The sequence below is a fragment of the Paenibacillus sp. BR2-3 genome, assembly GCF_046529485.1.
Classification (GTDB): domain Bacteria; phylum Bacillota; class Bacilli; order Paenibacillales; family Paenibacillaceae; genus Paenibacillus_AQ.
The window spans coordinates 2,719,269-2,736,612 of record NZ_CP126311.1; the positions used below are offsets into that span (position 1 = coordinate 2,719,269).

A 17,344-nucleotide genomic window follows, 5' to 3' on the forward strand; every position below is an offset into this window, starting at 1 on the left:
AGTAAATCGATCATGATTGTCGCCAAAAGAAAGCAGAAAGCCGGAGTCCCGCCCTCTCTCGAAGACATACTTTTGAACTTTCAGAAGGAACAGGAAAAAGCATTAGGCGTGGATCAGGAGAACAAGAGCCAGTGGTTCGATCCCGTTCCTCATCCGTTTTTGGCCAAAGATAAATCCACCACGACCCTTCTTTTCGGGGGACTGACGATGGCACACGATTATTTGGTGGAGGCGGCATTAAAAGGGTTAGGGTATCGGGTGCAGCATATGGAATGTCCTGATAATGAGTCGCTGCGCTACGGCAAAGAGTTCGGCAACCGCGGGCAGTGCAATCCAACATACTTCACAGTCGGCAATTTAATTAAATATCTGCATAACCTTCGTGATGTGGAAGGCAAATCAAAGGAAGAAATCATCGGCAACTACCTATTCGTTACCAGCGGTTCTTGCGGTCCTTGCCGTTTCGGCGCCTATGTTACGGAGTACCGAAAGGCTCTGCGCGATGCGGGATTTGAGGGTTTTCGGGTTCTTTTGTTCCAACAGACGGATGGGCTGAAACAGGCGACCGGCAGCGAATCGGCGCTCAAATTGGATACCCCGTTTTTTATCAGCCTCCTGAAAGCCGTTCTTTTGGGAGACATTTTGAATGCGCTGGCTTACCGTATCCGTCCCTATGAGGTGGAGGCAGGTTCAACAGACGCCGCTCTGGAACGCTGCAAGCAGTATATATATGAAGCCCTGAGCGAGCGTAAACGGCTGAGACCGGCGTTGATCAGATGCCGCAGGGAACTGCAAACCGTTCGGGTGGATCGTACCAGAGTCAAACCTAAGGTATGCATCATCGGCGAGTTTTGGGCGATGACTACCGAGGGAGACGGCAACTATCAGCTGCAACGCTTTTTAGAAAGGGAGGGAGCCGAGGTGGAGGTGCAATCGTTGACGGTTTGGATCTTGTTCCTCATCTGGGCAGGGCGCTTCGATACCTTAAAGCGAATCCCTCTGCGCGTAGCCGATTCCGGAAAATATGGTCTGAAAGGAAAGCACCCGTTCCTGCATCTGCGTATGTTAGGGTTGGCTGATCGTGTCCTTCGTGTGACGTTCCAGACGTATGCCAAAATCATCGGTCTGTATCATTACCACCTGCCCAATATGGAGGAGATCGCCCGGGTCGCCCATGAACACTATAATAACCATCTGCGCGGCGGAGAAGGGCACATGGAGGTAGGAAAGCTGATTCTGAACGTAGTCAAGCGGAAAGTGAACATGACCATTTCTGTCAAGCCTTTCGGATGCATGCCGTCTTCCGGCGTTTCCGACGGTGTGCAGTCCCTGATCACTGAAAAATACCCCGACGCTATCTTTCTGCCGATCGAAACAACTGGGGATGGAGCGATAAACGTTTACAGCCGGGTGCAGATGATGCTGTTTAAAGCCAAGCAGGCGGCGCAGAAGGAATTTGACGAAGCCTTATTGAAAAAAGGCTTGACGGTTGAACAGCTTCAGAAAAAGAAGGGCCGTTTGAAATCTGCCTGTCCGCTGCAAACAAGCCGTCATGTGGTCGCTTGTACGGCGGCAAATCAGGTATACGGCGTGAGCAGGTTTTACAATGGGTTGTCGTTGCGACGAAACCATGAGAGCATTCAGAGGATATAACAACTGGAAAACCAAGAGGGCCTTACCTTTTCTGTGCGGATCTTATCTCACCAATTGACGTCCGTAAAGAAGTAGCTTTCCGATCAGAGGCGCGCGGCCTTCCTTTCGATGTCTTACTTGGTTTGCGGTACAGTTCCTCTTCGAAGGCGGACCAGGGGTGGTACATATAGACTCGCAAGAGCTGAAGCACACGCCAAGCCGTAATCAAGATCAAGAACAGTTGGTTCCAAATCGCCTGGGGTTTGTAGCTGTGCAATTTAACCGTCCGTAATTGCTGCTTCATCCATTTGAAATACAATTCTATGAGCCATCTGCATTTGTAGAGTCGCAGATGCATTTTGACGCCGCTAGCTTTGCAGGACATTTGCGCCCAATCCCCGAGTCCAAGCGGTAACCGAGGGTCGTGGAATCCACTACTATACTGAGCCTGTCGAATCGATCGGTCATTCCCCGATGTCTCGATTCACGTTGCTCCGCACGCGAAACCAATTGGAAAAATATCCACTCGAGTAAATTAACTGGGTCAAACATAAAAAACAAGCTGGCGCCTATCGAGTAGACACCAGCTTGAATAAAGCTAAGATATTAAAACGTTACATCTTCTCCTCTAAACGCTGCTACGTACAGTTTTTTCATTTCTTCTACAGACGTTTCTCGCGGATTGGTGCCTGTGCATGGATCTTTCACGGCGTTTGCCGCCATGCTGTCCACATGCATGTTAAACAGATCTTCAGATACGCCGTAGTCTCGGAGTGTACTCGGGATACCCATGTTACGGTTCATCTCACGGATCCACGCAATCAGCGCGTCTACCAGCGCGCCCGTCGATTGACCGGTGAGACCGATCCGTCTGGCGATAGCCGCGTAGCGGTCGGCGACGACCGTACGGTTAAACTGGATGACGTACGGCAGATAAATCGCGTTGGCGCAGCCGTGCGGAATGTCGAAGGTCGGGCCGCTTTTGTGCGCAAGACTATGAACGTTACCAAGCACCGCGTTGGCGAAAGCCATACCAGCCATACCTTGGGCGATATGCATCGCTTTACGCGATTCCTGGATGCCTTGGTACGAATGAAGCAGGTGCTGTTTCACCAACTCGACCGATTCAATCGCCAGCGCATCGGTCAGTAGAGTGCGAGGCTTGGCAACATACGACTCGATGCCGTGAGTCAGCGCGTCCATGCCGGTATATGCCGTTATTTGTTTAGGCATCGATTCAACCATCACCGGATCGATGACCGCCAGATCCGGCGTCAGTTCGAAATCGGCGAGGGGGTACTTGATGCCCGTTTTCTCATCGGTCACGACCGACAGATTTGAGATTTCCGAAGCGCTGCCGCTTGTCGTCGGAATGCCGATGAATTTGGCTTTGGTCCGCAGTTTAGGAAGCGTGAACGGCCGGCTTGCTTCCTCGAAGGTAAGCTGCGGATGCTCATAGAAGACCCACATCGCTTTCGCGGCATCCATCGGCGAACCGCCGCCAATGCCGATTACCCAGTCCGGCTGGAATTCGTTCAAGGTTTTGACCCCTTCCATCACCATGGCAACGGTCGGTTCGGATACAATACCCTCGATTACCCGTGTTTCCATGCCCGCTTCCGCAAGCAGACCTTCAATTTGAGCGAGGTTGCCGCTCGTTTTGACGGAACCGCCGCCGATGACGAGTGCAGCTTTTTTCCCCTTAAGTGTTTTGAGGATGTCCAAAGCGCCATCCCCATAATAAATATCGCGTGGAATTGTAAAACGATTCATGTACATTTGCTCCTCTCCATGTTGTTCAGTAGTTTGAACGGTGTGTTAATTGTGTTTGTCAGGGACAGGCTTTATTCTAAACATAAAGTTTACAATTAGGAAGTACGCACTTTTATGTGATGTAGTGACCTGTAGTATACTATTGGGAAGATGATGATCATGGCGAATGAACAATCGCGAAATTCGGGACGTTGATGGAATATATGACAAAAAATCCCTTGAATAACATCAAGATTCCCGTGACAAAATGTACTTAAAACAGGTGAATTGTCATGTGGAAAAAAGAGAGTAGAATCTTATCAGCGATCTTTATATTAATCCTGGTTTGTGGATGCCAGAACGAGAAACCTAAAGAACAAGATTTGATGCGGGTAAAATCCGCTAACGGAGAAAATACGAAGAAAGTCATTTTACTGATGGTGGACTCTTTAATGGCTCAGGCAATTGACCAAGGAATCAGAGAGCAAGAACTTCCCACCTTTCAATTCCTGATCAAACACGGGCAATATTATAAAGACCTGGTCAGTTCTTTTCCTACGATGTCCGTCACAATCGACAGCTCGCTGCTTACGGGAAAGTATCCGGATGTGCACCGTGTGCCGGGTCTGACTTGGTATTCTACGGACAACAAGAAGGTAATCAATTACGGAACCGGGCCAATGGAAGTTCTAAGACATGGAATTAATCCTGCTTTAGCCGATGCATTGATCCATTTGAACGGGAGTCACTTAAACCGGAAGTTGCCCACGATCTATGAAGATTTAGCCCGGCAAGGGTTAAAGTCCGGGTCGATAAATGGCCTTATTTACCGGGGGGCATCCGATCATAAGTTGACGATTCCTGGCTGGATTCAAGGCCCTACGTCTTTGGCCAAAGAAATTCAAGTGAAGGGACCGGAGTTTTTGTCCTTGGGTTCGTTGTCGAATCCGTTTGAAGGTATCAAAAATTTGCCTGATGGTCTAACGAATCGGATGGGAATCAATAATAACTTCGCTATAGAAGCCGTAAAATATTTGATTCAAGCCAATAAATTGCCGGATTTTTTGTTTGTTTATTTGCCCGATTTGGACCGGAAGCTGCATAAGAAAGGCCCCACGGAGTTGAATGGGGTCAAAGAGGTGGACCAGCAGCTTCAATCTTTGTTGCAAACATTCGGTTCGCCGGAAAAAGCTTTGAATGATGCGATTATTATCATTGTAGGGGACAGCGGAATGACCCAAATCCTGCCTGCTGGACAAAATCCGGTTATCGATCTGCCCTCTTTGTTCGGAGATGCCCAAGTTTTGCGTCCGGGTGAAGCCGTATCGAAGGAGACAGAAATCATTCTCGCCGTCAATGAAACGATGGCCTATGTGTATTCATTAAAAGCGAATCGTTCCCTTAGAGATGTGGCAGATGTATTGAAAAAAGACCCGCGTATCGATTTTATGGCATGGAAAGAAAACGAATGGGTTTATGCAATCCAAGGATCAACAGCTAAGCAGCTCAAGTACAAAGCAAACGGAAACCTGACCGATTCTTACAAACAATCATGGACGATCGAACAGGACAGCGAGGTGCTGGATATCAAGGTGAATGCTGCCGATCATTCATTGGATTACGATCAGTATCCCGATGTGCTGCAGCGATTGTCAGGCGCGCTTCATTCGCACCAAGGCGAATTTTTGGTAGTCACGGCAAAACCGGGATATGAATTGGCGGACAGAAGCTCACCAACGCATAAGGGCGGCGGCGCTCATGGTTCCATTCGTAAATCGGAATCGCTTGTTCCCCTGATTATCAGCGGAACGGATCAAAAACCCAAATATTTACGAATTGTCGATTTAAAAGCTTATCTGCTTGACCTTTTAACAAAGAAAACTCTATGAACGGGATCCTTTTATTATTGATCGCAGCGATGAATAAACTGCTGAATCAGTTCATTCAATGTTGCCGCTGCTTTGGTAGGTATCTGGTGTTTGGTGTTTTTGACAAAAATGAGTTCGCTCTTAGGCAATCGTTGACGCAGCAGCTTAGCGTACGGATGAAACAGTTTGTCCTTCTCTCCGTAAACCAACAAAACGGGTTGATGTATTTTTCCCAAATGTGCCGTACAGTTATAATGCAGACTATATTGATAATACTGTTCGGCGTTTTTGGGGTTTCCTTTTTTGGCATCGTTAAACAAGGACTGAAACAAGGACAGCTTAGTGTTCGCTTGCGACCAGGCAACGGAGAGCGCGATTGTACCGACCGCTCCAATTTGCGATAAGATGCGCCCGAGCCATATTTTATTTCTTAAACTACTGTCGCTTACTTCTGACATCCCGCCGATCACAATACCGCCCGCTGCCCGGTCGGGATAAGTTAACAGAAATTCGAGCACAACCGAGCCGCCTGTCGAGTAGCCGCACAAAAAGGCTTTCTCAATCTTTAAGTGATCCATCAACTGCCTGATGTCCTCAACAATCAACGGATAGGTAATCTCTTCTTTGGAAGGTTCGCTTCGGCCGTGGCCTCGGATATCAAAAGAGACCGTTCGAAAATTCGCCGACATTTTCTGGACCTGATATTGAAAATTCAAGCTTGTCAACACAGGAGGATGGATGAATACGATCGCTGTTCCTTGTCCTCGATCCGTGTAATGCATGCTGTATCCATTTATATAGGTTTGGGGCATTTCCGATCACCTTCTTCTTCTGATTAAAAATACAAAAAGCCGGTGACATTGCTGACACCCGGCTGTTTATTATCGGTCCCAAAAGATTGTCCTTAGAACATTTTGCGAACAGGTCTAAGCATCTGACGCCAGGCATTTCCGTTTAATCTGCGCCGCTGTGTGATGCCCAGGGCAGTAACTCCAACACCGACTGCCAATAAAGACATAACAGCTTTCCGATTATTTACTCTTCCCAGTATAGAACGCATCCATCGCATACCATTTCACCGCCTCTTTCTGAATTTGTTCAACATATGATGCACGATCTTTATTTTGCGTCTGATCCGATTTCTTCATTCATGTAAAAAATTACATTGGAGTCAAGGGTTTATCGTTAAGAGGATTTTTCCTGTCACAGATCCGTTGAAAAGATCGATTACGAAGCATCTTAAATAAAGTATTCAGATCATCTTTAAACCAATGCGGTTTTGTTTTTTTGATAAGATTAAAAAATAGATCGAAGCTCTCTTACCATCGGGTATTAATTTTCGAGAAATAATTGTCATTAGAGTAGGCAGAAGGTGTTGGGACCCATATCCAATCAACCGGCCGTTCTTTCGCAAGAGAGGGTATGATTTTTTGAAGTTTATACCGCCGACACAATCAAATACGACATCCATTCCGTCCGGGTGATATTTTTTGATCTCACGAACAAAATCTGTATGTTTGTAGTCAATCGGTGTGGCATGCAAACTGGAAACATAAGCATGCTTTTCTTTGGAGGCAGTACCAAACATTTCAACACTCGATAACTTGCCTAATTGTAGCAGTGCGGTACCAATCCCCCCAGAGGCACCATGAATGAGAATTTTCTCCCCTTCTTGTACTTTGGCATACCGGTGGAGCAGCTGATAGGCCATAAGATAATTGAGTACAAGACAGGCCGCTTCTTCCGGATCAATCCCATCGGGGATCGGGACAATTTCCTTCTGATGAAGACAAATATTATGTATCAACTCCATATCTAAAAAAGAGGGTTTACGATGAACGGTTTTGAAAGAAGACGTCAACAAAAACGAGATTCTATATTAAACGCTGCGTTGGAATTGTTTAAGAGACACGGATATCACAAGGTCAGCATTGCGGAGATCGCACAATCGGCTTCTGTTTCGCAGTCCTCCGTCTATAATTTTTTCAATAATAAGGAAAACCTGAAGCAGGAATTGATGAGGAAGTTAACTTATGATGATTATGCGAGGACGAGGAATATTTTGGAGAGCGGTGATCCTGTCAAGGTTAAGCTGGAAAAGCTGCTCGTATCCAAAATTGATTTTTTTAAAAATTTCTCTATGCATTTTTCATTGGAATCTTCGGGAATGGAAATTTTCATTAAAGAATTAGTAACGGACGAAAATTATAATAACGCACTCCTTAACCTCATTGAGGAGGGGAAAAAAGAGGGGGTTTTTCATGATTCCATTACAGCAAAGTCAATGGTCGCTTACTTCGATATCATCCGGTATTACTTTATACACAATCCTGATGCTGTAGCGATACTTGAGAACAATCCGGCAAGCGATATGTATTTCTTATTCTTGAATGCTTTATTGAAGAAATGAATAAGGCAACAAATCTCCTTAACATATTGCATGGCGGCAAGGTCATGGTAAACTGATAAAAGAAAAAATGGATAGAGGAGCGTTGACTTTTGCGCAAATATTTAGAGTTACTTCAGGATATATTGGATCATGGAACTGCTAAAAGTGACCGGACAGGAACCGGCACATTATCCGTGTTTGGCCGCCAGCTTCGGTTTGACCTGGCTGAGGGCTTTCCGCTGATGACAACCAAGCGCATTCATCTGAAATCGGTTGTACATGAGCTGCTCTGGTTCCTAAAAGGAGAAACAAACACCGCTTACCTGAAGGAGAATGGCGTCTCCATCTGGGATGAGTGGGCGGACGAGAATGGAGAACTGGGACCGGTTTACGGTTCACAGTGGCGGGCTTGGGAGAGTGCGGACGGGCGACATATTGACCAGATCGCGAATGTAATTGATTCGATCAAGAACAATCCGGATTCGCGCCGTCATATCGTCAGTGCCTGGAATGTGGGCGAGATCGACCAGATGAAGCTGCCTCCTTGCCATTTTGTATTTCAGTTTTATGTAGCGGACGGCAAGCTGTCCTGCATGTTAACGATGCGTTCGGTGGATTCCTTCCTGGGATTGCCTTTTAATATTGCCAGCTATGCGCTTCTGACCCATATGGTCGCTCAGCAAACCGGACTTGAAGTCGGTGATTTCATCTGGTCCGGCGGGGATGTGCACATTTATACAAATCATCTGGAACAGGTGGCGACTCAGCTGCAGAGAGAACCTCATACGCTTCCTAAGCTGGTGATTCGCAGAAAGCCGGATACGATTTTTGACTATACTTTCGATGACTTTGAATTTACAGACTACGTCTTTCATCCAGCCATTAAGGCACCGGTAGCGATATAACAACAGAGAGGAAGGCATAAGATGAGCATTAGTATGATTTGGGCGATGGGGAATAACGGTGTGATTGGTAAAGACAATGATATGCCTTGGCATCTGCCGAGGGATTTTGCTTTTTTTAAGGCGGAGACGCTGGGCAAAAGAATGCTTATGGGCCGCAAAACCTGGGATTCCCTCGGAGGTAAACCTCTTAAGGGCAGAACAAGCCTGATCATGACCCGGGATACAAGCTTTAGTCCTGAGGGGGCCGAAGTGGTACACACGCTTGAGGAAGCTCTTGCCGAGGGGAAAAAATCGGATGAGCTGATGGTAATTGGGGGCGCCGAAATCTACCGGATGCTGCTGCCATACGCCGACAAGCTCATTGTGACCCGTATACAAGAGGATTTCGAGGGGGACACTTTTTTTCCTGAGGTGGACTGGAGCCATTGGAAGGAGATCTCCAGTACGAAGGGGATTCGTGATGAGAAAAACCCGTATGATTACCATTTTGTAGTATATAAACGTACGGATTAAATAAAAAAACGATTTCACTAACATAACGTGTGAAATAGTACAAATAAACAGCAGATTAATCCATTACTGTGCAAAAGTGATGAATGCTACTATAATTAAAATTAGAAATAATATGTCGCCATACAAGAGAATGTACAGGACAACACTTGCGCTGTTGATGACATGATAATGCCGCAATTTGTTACAATGTACTATAAATTTAGAAGAGAACGGATGGGGGAAACGTAAAGATGTCTACGCCAACAGGTTTTATGGAGTATAAACGTCAGCTCCCGGGTGACCGCGAGCCTGAACAACGCATTAAGGACTGGGAAGAGTTTCACCACCAGTTGTCCGAAGAGGAGCTGCGTACGCAGGGTGCACGCTGTATGGATTGCGGGACGCCTTACTGTCATACGGGCATCGATATGGATGGTGGAACCTCCGGCTGTCCGGTACACAATCTGATTCCGGAATGGAACAACCTGGTATATCGCGGACTCTGGAAGGAAGCTCTGGAACGACTGCACAAGACAAATAACTTTCCCGAGTTTACGGGCAGTATCTGTCCGGCTCCATGTGAAGGTTCTTGTACCGTAGGTTTGATTGGTCAGCCGGTTACCATTAAGACTATAGAACTGGCTATTATCGATAAAGGCTTTGAAGAAGGCTGGGTTGTACCTACGCCTCCCGAGAAGCGTACTGGCAAGACGATTGCCATCGTAGGCTCGGGTCCTGCGGGTCTGGCGGCGGCTGCACAATTGAATAAAGCCGGCCATACAGTGACTGTGTACGAACGCAGTGACCGTATCGGCGGATTGCTGACCTACGGAATCCCAACGATGAAGCTGGACAAGCGCGTGGTGCAGCGTCGTGTGGATTTGCTGGCAGCCGAAGGCGTCAACTTTGTGGTCAACACAGAAATCGGCAAGGATATCCCGGCGCAGCAGCTGGTAGACGAATTCGATGCGGTTGTTCTGTGCGGTGGAGCGACGAAAGCGCGCCGTTTCAACGTTGAAGGCAGTGAGCTTAAGGGCGTAATGTACGCTATGGACTACTTGAACGGAACGATCAAGAGTTATCTGGACTCTAATCTTGAGGATGGCAAATATGAATCTGCGGCTGGCAAGGATGTCATTGTCCTTGGCGGTGGCGATACGGGTTCTGACTGTGTAGCAACTGCGCTGCGCCATGGCTGCAGCAGCATTACCCAGTTCGGTACCCACGACAAAGCTCCGCTTGAACGTGATCCGATTGCCAACCCTTGGCCGCAATTCCCGAACGTATATACACTTGACTACGCCCAGCAGGAAGCCAAAGCCATCTTTGGCGATGATCCCCGCGAGTTCTCCATCATGACGACCAAATTCGTCGGCGATGAAGAAGGGAACCTGAAAGAGCTGCATACGGTGCAAATCCGCCGGATGGTGGATGAGACAGGACGTAAAATTTATCAGCCGGTTCCCGGTACAGAGGCCGTTTATCCCGCTCAGCTGGCTCTAATCGCCATTGGCTTCGACGGACCGGAGCAGGATATTATTCAGGAGTTGAAGCTGGACACGGATCGTCGTACGAACGTGAAAGCCCGTTACGGAAAGTTCAATACCAACGTGGATAAGGTATTTGCTGCCGGCGATATGCGCCGTGGACAAAGCCTTGTGGTCTGGGCTATCAATGAAGGACGCGAAGCTGCCCGTGAAGTGGATAAATTCCTGATGGGATCTACCGTACTTGCATAAGCATTAAGGTGAGATGCCGTTTTAGGCAGCATAGATGCTGCTTAAGACGGCTTTTTTAATTTCCGGGGCGTTAAATTGCAGCTATCGCTTCATCCATATGTATTTGAGAAATCCAGAAGAACGATTCAATTGAATCAGGAGACAGAGGTCAAGGAAAATATCGTGACACAGGAAGAATCGGTAGCTTTATTGCAGCGGATAAGCTATGGCACCACCCAAGAAGGCTTTCAAGATGTGGATTTCCTGATTGAAGCGATCCTGGAGAAGCTGGACATCAAGCACGAGTTCTGAAGAGAAGTATCACGAATAGTGAAACCGGAGGCAGTACTGGTAAGCAACACTTCAGGTTTGAGTATCACAAGCATTGCGGAAGTGGTGGAGTATCCTGAACGTTTTGCCGGAATGCACTGGATTAACCCGCCGCATATTATTCCATTGGTGGAGGTAATCTCGGGTGAGAAGACATCAGAGGAAACTTCGGATCTGGTATACAATTTAGCTGAACAGGTAGGCAAGAAACCAGTCCGGACCAAAGATGCGCCCGGGTTTGTGCTGAACCGTATCCAGTTTGCCATCTTAAGAGAATGTCTGCATATTGTCCAGGAAGGCATCGCAAGCGTTGAAGATACAGATAAAGTGATGAAATACGGTTTAGGTCCACGGTATGCCGTTCTGGGTCCGTTTGAAGTGGCGGACTTTGGAGGACTGGATATTTTCAATAATATTGCTTCCTATCTTTTTGCAGATCTGTCCAAGGCGAATGAAAGCTTCTATCTGTTAAAAGAGAACTTTGAAAATAGCCGGCTCGGTGTAAAAAATGGTGCAGGGTTCTACGATTACTCCAACGGAAAAGATGAAGAGGCCATTCGCTACCGTGATGAAATGTACACCAAAGTGGCTAAGGTACTGTTTGGGGAAGCGGCAGGCTAACAACTTGACGTAATCAGCAATATCAGATAAATTATATACAATCTGGATAGAACAAAAAGCATTGACCAAGGATTTACAGTTCAGGAATCGTTAGAACAGAGAGGGAATTTACCGGCTGAAAGGTTCCCCGTGCGAGTGAAGTGTATCCTGCCCTGGTAGCTGCAGCGGTACCGCTGCCGGAATCCGCCGTTACCGGATTTGAGGACTGCCAAGGCGTTATTGACGGCGGTCGAAATAGGGTGGTATCACGACACATTCGTCCCTGACGGATGTGTCTTTTTGCGTTCTGGAGGGTGGAATCAGATTCGAACAGGGAGGCATTTCTTATGCGACAAAACAAGCTGTTATTATCAACGCTGCGTGAAGCTCCGGCGGAAGCAGAAACCCGAAGTCACCAGTTGCTGCTTAGAGCGGGCTACATCCGGCAGCTGGCGGCCGGAATCTATACCTATCTGCCGCTGGGACGGCGTGTGCTGCGCAAGCTGGAGAATATTGTCCGGGAGGAAATGGACCGCAGCGGAGCTCAAGAAATTCTAATGCCATCCATGCAGCCGGCTGAGCTGTGGAAGGAATCGGAGCGTTATGAGGTGTATGGCAAGGAGCTGATGCGGCTGCAGGATCGCCATGAGCGGGAATTCGTGCTTGGACCTACTCATGAGGAAGTGGTGACAACGCTTGTCGGTAATGAGATCAGTTCTTACCGCAAGCTTCCTGTTACCGTGTACCAGATACAAACCAAGTTCCGCGATGAACGCCGTCCGCGCTCAGGATTGCTGCGGGGCAGGGAGTTTCTGATGAAGGATGCTTATTCGTTTGATACCGGCTGGGATGGCTTGGATCAATCGTACTGGACAATGTTTAATGCGTATCACCGGATATTCAGCCGCTGCGGCCTGCAGTTCAGGGCAGTTCATGCTGACTCTGGCGCAATAGGAGGGGAAGGCGGAAGCCACGAATTCATGGCACTCGCGGACATCGGTGAGGATACGATTGTTGTCTGTTCCGCCTGTGATTATGCGGCTAATCTGGAACAGGCTGAGACTGCAGGAGCAGGAGGCGGGTCTGCTTCAGGCGTTGCGGGGAATATGCCACCGCTTGAGAAATTTCATACGCCAGGCATTCGTACCATCGGGCAACTGGAGCAGGAGCTGGGGGTTAAGCCGGAGCAGATTATAAAGACGCTGATCTACAGGGGCAATGGGAAGATCTTTGCAGTACTGGTCAGAGGGGATCATGAAGTCAATGAGATTAAGGTGGGAAAACACATCGGGGCCGGAGAGATCGCCTTGGCTGATTATCAATCCGTAATGCAAGCAGCTGGTGTAGAGAGCGGGTTTGTCGGACCTGTCGGACTTACGATACAAGATGTACTTGTAGACGCTTCGGTTGCTGAAATGGCAAACGGAATTTCCGGCGCGGGAGAAACCGACTATCATTTCCGGAATGTGGTGCCAGGCAGAGACTTTGCATTAACCTATGTTGGTGATTTCCGGAATGCTGCAGAAGGAGAGACTTGCACACACTGCGGTGAAGGACATCTGGAGTTTCATCTGGGGATTGAAATCGGTCATGTGTTTAAATTAGGCACCAAGTACAGCGAGAAGCTGGGCGCTTCATATCTGGATAGTACAGGCCGGAGCCAGCCTATGATCATGGGTTGTTATGGAATCGGCATTTCGCGAATGCTGGCAGCGGTAGTGGAACAAAATCATGACGAGCAGGGCATCCAGTGGCCGGCGGCTCTGGCTCCTTATCAGGTTCATATTCTGCTCATATCGGGTAAGGACAAGGAACAAGTGGCGGTGGCGGAAGCCCTTTATGAGCAGCTTAAACAACTTGGAATTGAAACGTTGCTGGATGACCGGGAAGAGCGACCGGGTGTCAAATTCAAGGACTCCAGCCTGATCGGCATCCCGCTTGCTATAGTGGTCGGAAAGGCTGCTGCAGAGGGCCGGGTTGAATTTATTGAACGGAAAACGAACGGAAAAGAGATCGTCGAAATCGCCCAGGCTGTTTCACGTATTAGAGAATACTACTAGGTTCAACGTAAGTATTCGGAAGCTATTTATTAATGTATGTTTTCAGTTCGTGTAATTACCATTCACTCTCTTGGTTAATGAAGTCCGTATTTTTTTCAAATATCGTTTCTCAAAACCGTATTATCCATTTATATTATTAATGCTTATATTTTAGCCCAACACCAAAATCAGTACTTGAAATGTTCTGCGAGCAAAAAAAAAGGGGAAAGCTCCCTCTAATTTTGCTCATAGCAGGATATTTCAGTAATTAAAGGGAACTACTCCCTCTAATTTTGCTCGCAGCAGGATATTTCAGTAATTAAAGGGAACTACTCCCTCTAATTTTGCTCGCAGCAGGATATTTCAGTAATTAAAGGGAACTACTCCCTCTAATTTCGCTAACAGAAGGATATTTCAGTAATTAAAGGGAATTACTCCCTCGAATTTCCCCGGTTAGGACCTCCAGGGGTCTTTGGCTAATAAAAGAGGGCGGAATTCCCTCTATTTTCAAAATAACAAGGATTTGGGCAAAATTAGAGGGAGATTTTCCCTATCATTCTGTCATATCTCTATCGTACCGGAAACCAGACGCAAATTAAAGCGGGCATAGGAAGGGAGATAAGCATGCGCGGTTATCGGCTGGAAAGCAAGAACTGATTGTGAGTAAGAGCCTATATTTTAATATACATAAGTCCCCAAATAAATCATAATGATATAAATATTGAAGAAGTTCCATACCCTGCCAGTAAGGGTGAGGTACTTAATTAAAAGTACATAAGGAGATGAGAATGAAATGATGGCACAACCAGGATTATTTTTTGGAGGATTTAGTGTATTTTTCTTCTTGATTTGGCTGGTATCCATTGGCTTAGGGATTTATGCTTTTGTCCTATTTGTAAAGCTTGCGCGTAGAGGGATAGTAGCCTTAGATTTGTACAATTACGCTAAAAATCGTGAAATACGTGACCGTTATGAGTCACCAAATAAGGATGTTTAGTTTAAGCACTGCATACAAGGTTTTATTTACATCTTGTTTTGAAAAATCCGCCTCCGGAGTAAGCTGGGCGGATTTTTGTTTTTGATTTTCACAAACCCCCTTTAAAGTCGTCTTGTCTTTAGTGAAATCAGTGACCTTCTATGGAATACGTTAAAAAATAGTAGAGTTGATGGTATAATAGACTACTGGACGTATTTTGGATAGAGAACGCAAAGGTAAGGAGCGATTTTTTTTGAAGACACTCATTATTGCGGAAAAACCGGATATGGGGCGGAATATCGCCGCCGCAATAGAACCGAAGGCCAAAAATCACCGTTCCTATTTAGAAGGGGAGCAGTACATTATCACATGGGCTATCGGTCATCTCGTCGGATTGGCGGAGCCGGAGGCTTACGATGTTAAATACAAGAAATGGAACATTAACGATCTGCCAATTATTCCAGATCAGTTCAAGCTGATACCCAACGCAAGAACCATGGATCAGCTTAAAGTGATTGGCGAGCTGGCTAAACGTAGTGATTTGCTGGTGAATTCCTGCGACGCAGGGCGTGAGGGACAGCATATCTTTTCGCTGATTCAGCGGCATTTGCAGCTTGGACAGCCGGTCAAGCGGCTGTGGATTTCCGATCTGACTCCTGAAACCATCCGCAAAGGCTTCGCAGAGCTGAAGGACGGAGCAGAATACGAGAATCTGACCAAGGCAGCCAAAGCACGAAGTGAAGCGGACTGGCTGATCGGCATGAACGGCTCGCGCGCGTTTACAACAAAGCATAATGTGCTGTTGTCCGTGGGCAGAGTGCAGACGCCGGTGCTGGCCCTGATTTATGACCGCCAGAAGACCATCGAAGCCTTTTCTTCGCTCAAATTTTTTGAAGTGGAGGGCCATTTTGCTCAAGGCGAAGTTACCTACAAGGGCATGTGGCAAGGTGACCGGTTGACCGACGGCGGCAAGGCCGAAGCCATAGCTGTCAAGGTGAAGGGAAAGCCGGGTAGAATTGCTTCCTATGAGGTCAAGGACACGAAGGAGTATCCGACCAAGCTGTATGATCTGACACTGCTGCAGCGTGAGGCTAACGGCAAGTACGCTTTTTCCGCCAAAAAAACTCTCGATATCGCGCAGGCGTTATACGAAAAGCACAAAGTGATCTCTTACCCGCGGACGAATTCCAACTATGTAACCGAGCAGAATATCCCGGAAATGCATAAGACCCTATCGGCTCTCCAAGGGACAGCCTATGACGAATGGGTCAAAGGCGCTAACCGCAATCTGGTGCATAAAGGGAACAAGTTCATTTGCAATCCGTCGAAGGTTGAGGATCACCATGCGATTTTGCCTACATACCGTAAGGCCTCCGGCTTAAGTGCGGATGAACAGAAGCTGTATGATTTAATTGTGCGCCGCTTTCTGTCACAGTTCTATCCGGCTGCGGAATACAAGGTTCATACCGTCTTTACCGAGGTGGAGGACGAGAAATTCAAGACGACTGTCAAGGAATTGCTGAACCTCGGCTGGAAGGTCATTTATGCCGACCAGAAGAAGGACAAGTCGAAATCCGCCAAAGGTAAATCCAAGGACGACGAGGAAGAAGAAGAGATTGAGGTCAATGAGCCATTCTCAATCATCCCTTCGGAAGTAGTGATGTGCAGCGATGCCATCGTTAAAGAAAAGGATACCCAGCCGCCCAAGCACTACACGGAGGGCACCTTGCTTAAGGCGATGGAGAGTGCCGGCAAGCAGATTGAGGATGAGGAGCTGCGGGATGCGATGAAGGATTCCGGTCTGGGGACTCCGGCTACTCGTGCGGCTACGATTGAACGGCTGAAGAATGTCGGTTACGTAGAAATGCAGGGTAAAAAAATTGCCATCACCCAAAAAGGGCGGACCGCCATTGAACTGATTCGCGGGGCAGGTATTGAGCTGCTGACTTCACCGGAAATGACCGGACAATGGGAGCGCCGACTGAATGAAATTTCCAGAGGTACGGCTTCGGACGGACAATTTATGGAGAATGTAAAAAAATTCGCCTCCATGATCGTAGAGAAGGTTCGGGTGCAATCCCGGGCGGCCAAAACCTCGTTTGAGGGCGATACCCCTGCTGCCCAAGCAGCCGGATCTAAAGGACGCGGCAGCAATGCAGTTCCCCGTAAAGCTGCGGCTAAACCGGCAGCTCCACGTAAACGCACCGGGGAGGGGGATGGTACAGCAGCACAGGCCTCCTCCCGGCAAGGCAGCAGCACCGAAGCGGAGGATCAAGGACCGAAGATCATTGGCAATTGTCCACGCCCCGGCTGCGGCGGAATGATCTTTATGGGACGGAAAGGCTACGGCTGCTCCCATTACAAGGAAGGCTGCAAGTTCGTAATCTGGAAAGAGAACCATGGGCGCATGCTAACCGATGCCCAGGTGAAGTCGCTGATTGGAAAAGGTCGGACCGGGAAGCTGAAGCTGACCGGTGAAGACGGCGCATCTCCAATTGAAGCCAAGCTTGTTCTCAAGAGTCCAGAAACCGGAGAACTTGCAATGGAACAATAGGAATTCACAACATACACATCCACCCCAGGCTGAGGCTGAAGGTGGATTTTTTGCATTTAGATGTGCGCAGGCGCATAAGGTGAGTATCT

At 47.7% G+C, this 17,344-nt stretch carries 15 protein-coding genes and 1 pseudogene; 11 read left to right on the forward strand and 5 right to left on the reverse strand.

Annotated features, from left to right (window positions below; all coding sequences use genetic code 11):
• The first annotated feature begins 12 nt into the window (after positions 1–12).
• Positions 13–1,653, forward strand: coding sequence for a 2-hydroxyglutaryl-CoA dehydratase (locus tag PaeBR_RS13005; RefSeq protein WP_410511014.1), 1,641 nt, complete (start codon positions 13–15; stop codon positions 1,651–1,653).
• 22 nt (positions 1,654–1,675) lie between these two features.
• On the opposite strand, the gene PaeBR_RS13010 is transcribed toward PaeBR_RS13005, so the two are convergent.
• On the reverse strand, positions 1,676–2,017 hold the full coding sequence (locus PaeBR_RS13010) for a transposase (RefSeq protein ID WP_410511015.1): 342 nt from the start codon (positions 2,015–2,017) through the stop codon (positions 1,676–1,678).
• A 221-nt stretch (positions 2,018–2,238) separates the two neighbouring features.
• Positions 2,239–3,405: an iron-containing alcohol dehydrogenase gene (locus tag PaeBR_RS13015; protein WP_410511016.1), complete on the reverse strand. Its 1,167-nt coding sequence runs from the start codon at positions 3,403–3,405 to the stop codon at positions 2,239–2,241.
• Between the two features lie 365 nt (positions 3,406–3,770).
• Between PaeBR_RS13015 and PaeBR_RS13020 the strand changes: the two genes are divergently transcribed.
• Positions 3,771–5,273 (forward strand): alkaline phosphatase family protein, encoded by a 1,503-nt coding sequence (locus PaeBR_RS13020; protein ID WP_410511017.1) that lies wholly within the window; start codon positions 3,771–3,773, stop codon positions 5,271–5,273.
• 14 nt (positions 5,274–5,287) lie between these two features.
• Here PaeBR_RS13020 and PaeBR_RS13025 read toward each other — a convergent pair whose 3' ends face one another.
• From PaeBR_RS13025 to PaeBR_RS13035, 3 genes are all read right to left on the reverse strand, one after another.
• The gene (locus tag PaeBR_RS13025) at positions 5,288–6,064 is read right to left on the reverse strand and encodes an alpha/beta fold hydrolase (protein WP_410511018.1); all 777 of its coding nucleotides are present in this window, start codon (positions 6,062–6,064) and stop codon (positions 5,288–5,290) included.
• Positions 6,065–6,156: 92 nt separating this feature from the next.
• Complete coding sequence (locus PaeBR_RS13030) at positions 6,157–6,321, reverse strand: hypothetical protein (protein ID WP_410511019.1); 165 nt, start codon at positions 6,319–6,321, stop codon at positions 6,157–6,159.
• Between the two features lie 183 nt (positions 6,322–6,504).
• A complete protein-coding gene (locus PaeBR_RS13035; protein WP_410511020.1) occupies positions 6,505–7,065 on the reverse strand; it encodes a zinc-binding dehydrogenase in 561 nt (186 codons plus the stop codon).
• Positions 7,066–7,086: 21 nt separating this feature from the next.
• Between PaeBR_RS13035 and PaeBR_RS13040 the strand changes: the two genes are divergently transcribed.
• From PaeBR_RS13040 to PaeBR_RS13080, 9 genes and pseudogenes are all read left to right on the forward strand, one after another.
• Positions 7,087–7,662, forward strand: coding sequence for a TetR/AcrR family transcriptional regulator (locus PaeBR_RS13040; protein ID WP_410511021.1), 576 nt, complete (start codon positions 7,087–7,089; stop codon positions 7,660–7,662).
• A gap of 89 nt (positions 7,663–7,751) precedes the next feature.
• Positions 7,752–8,546: a thymidylate synthase gene (thyA, locus tag PaeBR_RS13045; protein WP_410511022.1), complete on the forward strand. Its 795-nt coding sequence runs from the start codon at positions 7,752–7,754 to the stop codon at positions 8,544–8,546.
• 21 nt (positions 8,547–8,567) lie between these two features.
• Positions 8,568–9,059: a dihydrofolate reductase gene (locus PaeBR_RS13050; protein ID WP_410511023.1), complete on the forward strand. Its 492-nt coding sequence runs from the start codon at positions 8,568–8,570 to the stop codon at positions 9,057–9,059.
• 230 nt (positions 9,060–9,289) lie between these two features.
• Entirely contained in the window at positions 9,290–10,777 is a 1,488-nt protein-coding gene (locus PaeBR_RS13055) for a glutamate synthase subunit beta (RefSeq protein ID WP_410511024.1), read from the forward strand.
• Positions 10,778–10,852: 75 nt separating this feature from the next.
• Positions 10,853–11,302, forward strand: a pseudogene (locus tag PaeBR_RS13060) (3-hydroxyacyl-CoA dehydrogenase family protein); the annotation flags it as partial.
• 24 nt (positions 11,303–11,326) lie between these two features.
• Complete coding sequence (locus PaeBR_RS13065; RefSeq protein ID WP_410515174.1) at positions 11,327–11,707, forward strand: 3-hydroxyacyl-CoA dehydrogenase family protein; 381 nt, start codon at positions 11,327–11,329, stop codon at positions 11,705–11,707.
• Between the two features lie 326 nt (positions 11,708–12,033).
• Complete coding sequence (locus tag PaeBR_RS13070) at positions 12,034–13,746, forward strand: proline--tRNA ligase (protein WP_410511025.1); 1,713 nt, start codon at positions 12,034–12,036, stop codon at positions 13,744–13,746.
• A gap of 772 nt (positions 13,747–14,518) precedes the next feature.
• Positions 14,519–14,722, forward strand: a complete 204-nt coding sequence (locus PaeBR_RS13075) for a hypothetical protein (protein WP_410511026.1) — start codon at positions 14,519–14,521, stop codon at positions 14,720–14,722.
• Positions 14,723–14,954: 232 nt separating this feature from the next.
• Positions 14,955–17,255, forward strand: a complete 2,301-nt coding sequence (locus PaeBR_RS13080; protein ID WP_410511027.1) for a DNA topoisomerase 3 — start codon at positions 14,955–14,957, stop codon at positions 17,253–17,255.
• The last annotated feature ends 89 nt before the right edge of the window (positions 17,256–17,344 follow it).